Annotated in this window: 5 protein-coding genes and 1 pseudogene; 5 read left to right on the forward strand and 1 reads right to left on the reverse strand. The window is 55.8% G+C overall.

Features of this window, described 5'->3' with window-relative positions:
* Positions 1 to 49: 49 nt before the first annotated feature.
* Positions 50 to 1,546, reverse strand: a complete 1,497-nt coding sequence (locus ACEQ15_RS05115; protein WP_370278013.1) for an aldehyde dehydrogenase — start codon at positions 1,544 to 1,546, stop codon at positions 50 to 52.
* 501 nt (positions 1,547 to 2,047) lie between these two features.
* Between ACEQ15_RS05115 and peaA the strand changes: the two genes are divergently transcribed.
* The 5 genes and pseudogenes from peaA to ACEQ15_RS05140 form a co-directional block, all read left to right on the forward strand.
* Positions 2,048 to 3,649, forward strand: coding sequence for a quinohemoprotein amine dehydrogenase subunit alpha (gene peaA / locus ACEQ15_RS05120; RefSeq protein WP_370278014.1), 1,602 nt, complete (start codon positions 2,048 to 2,050; stop codon positions 3,647 to 3,649).
* A gap of 53 nt (positions 3,650 to 3,702) precedes the next feature.
* Positions 3,703 to 5,172: a quinohemoprotein amine dehydrogenase maturation protein gene (gene peaB, locus ACEQ15_RS05125; RefSeq protein ID WP_370278015.1), complete on the forward strand. Its 1,470-nt coding sequence runs from the start codon at positions 3,703 to 3,705 to the stop codon at positions 5,170 to 5,172.
* 1 nt (position 5,173) lies between these two features.
* The gene (gene qhpC, locus ACEQ15_RS05130; RefSeq protein ID WP_370278017.1) at positions 5,174 to 5,500 is read left to right on the forward strand and encodes a quinohemoprotein amine dehydrogenase subunit gamma; all 327 of its coding nucleotides are present in this window, start codon (positions 5,174 to 5,176) and stop codon (positions 5,498 to 5,500) included.
* A gap of 18 nt (positions 5,501 to 5,518) precedes the next feature.
* Complete coding sequence (peaD, locus tag ACEQ15_RS05135) at positions 5,519 to 6,661, forward strand: quinohemoprotein amine dehydrogenase subunit beta (protein WP_370278018.1); 1,143 nt, start codon at positions 5,519 to 5,521, stop codon at positions 6,659 to 6,661.
* A 247-nt stretch (positions 6,662 to 6,908) separates the two neighbouring features.
* A pseudogene (locus tag ACEQ15_RS05140) lies at positions 6,909 to 7,625 on the forward strand (hypothetical protein); the annotation flags it as partial.

The following is a 7,625-nucleotide window of genomic DNA, read 5'->3' on the forward strand; positions in this document are numbered from 1 at the left end:
ATCATGCCCTTTGGGTACCGAGGGCTACTTTGTTAAGGGAGGAAGTCCCTTACAGATTAATCACCACCGATTTCACCTCGGTATAGTGCTCCAGCACCTCACGGCCCATCTCACGGCCCAGACCAGACTGCTTAAAGCCACCAAACGGCAGAGACGGATCCAGCGCGGTATGGCAGTTCACCCAGACAGACCCGGACTTGATACGTGGGATCATGCGGTGTACTTCCAACAGGTTGTTGGACCAGATGCTGGCACCCAAACCATACTGGCTGTCGTTAGCAATACGGAGCGCTGCGTCCATATCATCAAACGGCATCGCCACCAGTACTGGACCAAAGCTCTCTTCACGGGTCACCGCAGACTGTTGATCAACATCCACCAGTACCGTTGGCTTCACAAAGTAACCTTCGCCGTCATAGGCGGTGCCACCAACCGTTGCACGGGCACCGGACTCCAGTCCCTGATTGATGTAACCCTGCACACGCTCCTGTTGACGGGCAGACACCAGCGGGCCCATTTGCGCATTGGCATCCAGGCCGTGGCCCAGTGGTAGGCTGGCAGCGATATCGCTCACATCGGCCACCACACGGTCAAAGTGTTTCTTGTGTACATAGAGACGGGAGCCAGCACAGCACACCTGGCCGTGGTTGAAGAAGATCGCATTGGCAGCACCCTGAGCGGCAACGGCCAGATCCGCATCCGGCATTACGATAGTAGGGGATTTACCACCCAGCTCCAGCGTTACGCGGGTCATGGAATCCATCGCGGCTTTACCGATCAGCTTGCCCACCTCTGTGGAACCGGTGAACGTCAGTTTATCGACATCCGGATGGGCGGAGAGGGCGGCACCCGCTTCGTGGCCTTCACCGGTCACGATATTCACTACACCCGCCGGATAACCCGCTTCCAGTACCAATTCACCCAGCTTCAATGCGGTGAGCGGGGTTTCCTCCGCAGGTTTCAACACCACGGTGCAGCCGGTTGCCAAAGCAGGGCCCAATTTCCAACACGCCAGCAGTAGCGGGAAGTTCCAGGCGACGATAGCACCTACAACGCCTACGGCTTCACGCGCCGTATAGGCGAAGGTTTCGGCACCCGGCATAAATGGCAGGCTTGGATTTACAGTCTGACCTTCAATCTTGGTTGCCCAACCCGCCATGTAACGCAGGAAGTCAGTGGCCAGACGGATATCGACCGCCTGGGCGATCCCTTTGCTTTTACCGTTATCGATCGACTCGATTTCCGCCAAAAGCTCAGCGTTCTGTTCAATCAGATCCGCCAGACGCCACAGCAGACGTTCACGATCACCGGGTTTCAATCGGGACCATTCAGAATCATCAAATGTCCGGCGGGCCGCCGCTACTGCCTGATCAATGTCCGCCTTATTACCTGCGGGTACTTTAGTGATGACTTTTCCAGTTGCCGGGTTATATACGTCAAGCGTGCGACCGGATGCGGCCAAACTGCGCTCGGCGCCGATGAACAGCTTATGTTCCTGGTTAATAAACGCGGTTGTGTCCGCCATCGCTGCATCAGAGTAATTCATGGTTAAACCTTCTTGTTTTTGTTTTGGCAATGTCAATCAGCTAGCGCAATCCTTGTGCCAATCACAACAAAAACAGGTAACCATCTGTTTTTATTGACCTTTTAAAATTTTACGCAAAATTCAACCGGAGCAAGGATGTGTCACATTCTGAGACGGAGTGTAAAAAAACGAGTCATTCCAGATGTTAGGCATTTCTTTGAAATGGCTAACCTACATTCGTCTACCCCTCGTAGGTTGGCCATCGCAACGCGATGCCCAACTTCTCAAAAGCATCCAGATAAGTTTGCACTGTTCGTGTGTCTCAACTTTGGACAGGCTGTCTTGTTCTGCGACAGTGTTCAGCGCGATACGGGTATTCCCGAAACCACCAATTTTGTACTTAACTATCTGTAATAAAAGGAAATTCATTTTTTGGCACGGGCTTCGCTACGTGTAAGGACAGGTTAGATGCACCGGTGATGTTGGTATTGCCGGACAACAAAAACAAAAGGAGGTCTGGCCTTGAACACAATAATAAGAAGTCCGTTGGCGTTTGCGATCAGTGCTGCGCTGGCAACCACCGCGTTACCTGCTTCGGCTCAAGAGGACGCAGTAAAAATCGTGCAAAGCAAATGCCTTGCTTGTCACACCCAAGAGAACGAATCAGCTCCGCAATGGAGTCGTATCAGCCACCAGCGTAAAACACCGGAAGGTTGGCTGATGACCATCGGTCGTATGCAGATGATGCATGGCCTGCAAATCAGCGATGAGGATCGCGCCACCATCGTAAAGTACCTGGCGGACCGTCAAGGTCTAGCGCCAGAAGAAACTGCTGACTACCGCTATGCCATGGAGCGCCGTCTGGACACCATGGAAGCCTTCGATGATTCCTTCTTTGAAGAGATGTGTGCACGTTGCCATTCAGGTGCCCGTGTCGGCCTGCAACGCCGCCCGGCAGAAGAGTGGGAACATCTGGTGCATTTCCACCTGGGCCAGTGGCCATCCACCGAGTATCAGGCACTGGCGCGCGACCGTGACTGGTTCCCGATGGCGATCAACGACATGGTTCCAAAATTGGCCAAGATGTTCCCAATGGACAGCGACAGCTGGGATCAGTGGCAAGCTGCCGCTAAACCAGAATTCGTTGGCCAGTGGAGCTTTGCGGTACATCAACCGGGCCGGGGTGACGGCAGTGGTCTGATGACGGTTACCAAGCAAGAAGGTGATCAGTACAAAGTGAGCATGGACGGCTCCTGGGCCGACGGCACACCACTGAAAGGCAGCGGCAGCGCGATTGTCTATACCGGTTTTGAGTGGCGCGCAGAGATCGAGCTGGGTGGAGTGATCACCCGACAGGTTCTGGCGGCGAGCAAAGACGGTATGAACCTGAGCGGCCGTGTGTTCGAAGCGGCCCATGATGAGCGCGGTATGGAGTTCACAGCTGCCAAAGCAACCACCGGCAACAATCAGATCATCGCTGTCTACCCGCAAAACCTGAAAGCAGGAGAATCCACCGAAGTCACCATCGTGGGCGCGGGCCTGAAAGGGCGCGTATCCCTGGGTAACGGTGTGAGCATCGAGAAGGTGCTGAAACGCAGCTACAACAGCGTCACCGTGCTGGCGAAAGCCGATGCGGATGCGACCACCTCTGCCAACTCCGTCACCGTGGGCGGCGTAAACGGCGGTCAGTTCGCCGTCTACGACAAGGTTGATTCCGTCAAAGTACAGCCAGCCTTCACCATCGCCCGTGTTGGTGGCAACGGCGGTAGCACCCCTAAAGTTCAGGCACGTTTTGAAGCCGAAGCTTGGGGCGCAGGGCCTGACGGTAAGCCGGGTACCGAGGACGATATCCGTATCGGATACCTGCCGGCCAATTGGCACGTGGAGCCATTCGACGAGGCGGCTAAAGCGGATAACGACGTGCACTTTGCCGGGCGTATGGATGCTGTCAGCGGTGTATTCACACCGGGCAATGCCGGTCCTAACCCTGAACGCCGAATGTCCACCAACAACGCCGGTAACCTGAAGGTGGTGGCGTCGGTAAAAGATGGTAACCAGACCCTGCAGGGCGATGGCCAACTGATCGTTACGGTTCAACGTTGGAACGATGCACCACTGCCATAAACGCAGCGATTGCATTTAACAACGTTTAACCGAGGTATGACGAGGAGGTTGCCATGAGCGCCCAGTTTTCTATAGACAACAGCTCAACACTGAATCTGGTCGAGCATAACCTGCATCTCGTGCAGGTGAGCGAACGCCGTTTGCTGTTCCATATTCCAACCAGCTCTTTGTTTGAGCTGGACGGTGTGACTGCCGGGGTGATCGATACCCTACGTGGTGATGTGAACAGCGCAGACAAGTGGACCAGCCCGGAGCTGATCCGCCACCTGAGCGATAACTTCACAGCCCAGCAGATCGCGGACACCCTGCGCGAACTGATGGCGCTGGAGGTGGTGAGCGACGGCTCGCCGCTGACCGAAGAGATCGCCGCAAAATCGGTGGATCAGTTCCCGCTCAACACCATCGTGCTGAACGTAAACACTGGTTGTAACCTGAGCTGCACCTACTGCTACAAGGAAGATCTCGACAAGCCCTCTGCGGGCAAGAAGATGACCTTCGAGACGGCAATCCAGTCGATCGAGATGATGCTGGCCGAGTCTCCGGACGAGGACCTGTACAACATCGTCTTCTTTGGCGGTGAGCCGTTGAGCAATCTGTCGCTGATCAAATCAGTGGTGGCGTGGTGCGAGCGGGAGATCCCTGCACGTGGCAAGCGGGTGGAGTTCACCATGACCACCAACGCCACACTGCTCAACGAAGAGATTGTGACCTGGTTGGCCGAGCACAACTTCGGTCTCTCCGTGAGTATGGACGGCCCCAAAGCGGTACACGACAAACACCGTATCACCGTGGGTGGGCAGGGTACGTACGACGTGGTGAGCAAGAAAGCGAAGATGCTGCTGGCTGGTTACCGCCGCCGTCCGATCGGTGCCCGTGTCACGCTGACCAAAGGCACCACCGATGTGGTAGGCATCTGGGACCACCTGTTCAACGAACTGGGATTCGCCGAAGTGGGCTTCGCGCCGGTCACCTCCGGTGACGTGTCCTACTTCAACCTTCCGGACGATGAACTCAAGCAGGTGTTCGACAACATGAAAGCGCTGGGTGAGCAGTACCTCGCCGCCGCGCTGGAGAACCGCAATCTCGGTTTCTCCAACCTGCACCAGCTGCTCACCGACCTGCACGAAGGCCACAAGAAAGCGCTGCCCTGTGGCGCGGGCCTTAAGATGCTGGCGGTGGATCACAAGGGCGACCTCAACCTCTGTCATCGCTTTACCGGCTCCGATCTGAACACCTTCGGCGACATTCAGAACGGTGTGGACCATGCCCAACTGGGCGATTTCCTCTCGCAACGACTCGACCGCTCCGACACCGGCTGCGCCTCCTGCCGTATCCGTAACCTCTGCTCCGGCGGTTGTTATCACGAGAGCCACGCCCGATACGGTGATGCGACCCGTCCTACCTACCACTATTGCGATCTGATGAGGGACTGGGTGGATTTCGGCATCGATGTGTACGCACGCATCATGGCCGAGAACCCGGGCTTCATCGATCAATACATTTTGCCTCGGAGGGCAAACTGATATGAAACATCTGAAAGCGATAAACAACAAAGCGCAGCTGCTGGACAAAGCGGTTGCTGAAGATCAGGTGGAAGAGGTGGTTGCGATGCAGTCACTGGCCGGTTGTGCCGCCACCACCGACCCGGGTTGGGAAATTGACGCGTTCGGCTCCGTAACCTCCCTGTGCCAGCCGATGGAATCCGACCTCTACGGCTGTGCCGATCCATGCTGGTGGCCTGCGCAGGTGCCGGACATGATGAACACGCACACCAACTGGAACGAAAACGCTCTGGATTCCGGCGAGAGCTGGCGCAATCTGGGCACCGTGTTCCCATCCGATAAGAAGTAACCAGCACAGGACAAAGCGATGAATAACAAAAACAAGATGCGCAAAACCCTGCGTAGCCTGATGGCTGGTGCAGGTATTGTCGGCGCCGCACTGAGCAGCGGTTTCACCTATGCGAACGGCCCGGCACTGAAAGCAGGGCAGGAGTACATGGTTGTTGCCAACTACCCGAACCAGATCCATGTTTTGGATCTGCAGACCGACAGCCTCCTGAAAACCTGTAAGGTGCCGGGCGCCTACGGTCCGGGTGTACTGCAGGTCGCACCGGATAAAAAGACCGTCTATATGCTGACCAACCACTACGAGGACGTATACGGCATCAACGTGGACGACTGCAGCATCAGCTTCCACACCACGTTCTCTGACAGACAGAACAGCATCCGTACCAAATCGTTGTTCTCTATGGCGCTGAGCCCGGACGGCAAAGAGCTGTACGTAATGCATAACCCAACCAAACTGAACCGTGACCACTACCGTGTGCAGGATACGTATCTGGCGGTTTACAACACGGCTGACGGTAAAGGCGCCAAGCCGGTACGCACTTTCCCGGCACCGCGTCAGGTAACCGTAATGGCAACCGGTAAAGACGGAGGTCTGTATATGGCCGGTGCCGACATCTACAAGATGGATGTAAAAACCGGTAAGTACGACGTACACCTGCCAAGCCGCAACTGGGAACGCCCGCTGTACGTTCAGCCGGACGTACTCAATGCCTGGCCGATCCAGACGCCAAGCAAGGACTTCACCATCCTCTACACCACCGCGCGTTTTCAGGATGAAAAGCAGGATCTTGCGACGGCTGACTGGATCTACGGCTACCTCAACGTCGATCTCGAGACCGGTGAAACCGAAACCACCGACTTCGGCCCGATCACCGAGATCTACTTCACCGGTATGAAGTCGCCAAAAGACCCTAACCTGGTGTTCGGCGTACTGAACCGTCTGGCGAAGTACGACGTGAAACAGCAGAAGCTGATCAAAGCCGCCGAGCTGGATCACTCCTACTACTGCATCGCAATGAACCACGACGGCAGCAAAGTGTATCTGGGCGGTACCTACGACGACGTGGCGATCTACGACGCTGACTCCATGGAGAAGCTGGGCAACATCAAGCTACCGGGCGGTGATATGGCGATATCTACATCTCAGATCTTTATACGCTAAACCGATTTGATCGTTCGGCTGCGAAAGGGGCGTAGCCCTGATCGCAGCCATCTCCGGGTAGCAACATTCCCAAGCCTTAACCGGCACTCTTGGCCCTCACGGGGACTCTGTCCCCGGGGGCATCTTTTACCCGGAAAACGCAGAAAACAATAAAAACGAGTTCGCATTACGGAGCGAAATAATGATAACAACCTTTCGTAACTCATTGACTGCAATAACTTTATCCGCATGCTTCGCGCCTAATCTGATGGCCGCGGTGATTTCTGAAGAGAACGGGAAAACACTGTCTTTTAACGTCGAGGCGATGGCCGCCGCGTTCTCGCTGGACGAGAACTACTCTGGCACACCAGGTGATCGGCAGTGGCAGGAAGCCTACATCAAAGGGGATCTGGCGGGCTCCAGCCTGATGGACAATGGCAGTACTCTGTACGGTGGCCTGGGCCTGATCGCTCTGGGAACCCGTGGCGACGGTGACGGCCTGGGCCTGACCACCGGGGATGAGAGTGATCTGGATATCGAAAACGCCTATGTAGGCTGGCAATCTTCCAACAATCTGGTGGATCTCTCTGTCGGTCGTCAGATGTTCACACTGGGCGACGGCTTCCTGATCGCCGGTGACTCCATCAGCCCGGGGGAAGGCTTTGACTCTATCTCCAGCGGCAGCCTGGACCGCGGCGGCGCTTACTACCTGGCAGGCCGCAAGAGCTTTGATAACACCGCCATTCTGAAAGTAGATCCAGACAGCCCGGTGCGCGGTGATCTGTTCTGGCTGAAATCCGATAACCAATACCAGCAGAACACCGAACTGACCGGTGTAAACCTGGAATACGTTGACGATGCGATGGGCACACTGGGCCTGAGCTACATGAAGGCGACTGATGTAGATGTGGGTGCTGGTCTGGCGCTATTCGATAATCGCGACGGTATGGACATTGTCAGCCTGCGTGGTCAGGGCAGCATGGGT

Origin of the sequence: Pontibacterium sp. (assembly GCF_964228735.1) — a bacterium.
Taxonomy (GTDB): domain Bacteria; phylum Pseudomonadota; class Gammaproteobacteria; order Pseudomonadales; family Balneatricaceae; genus Pontibacterium.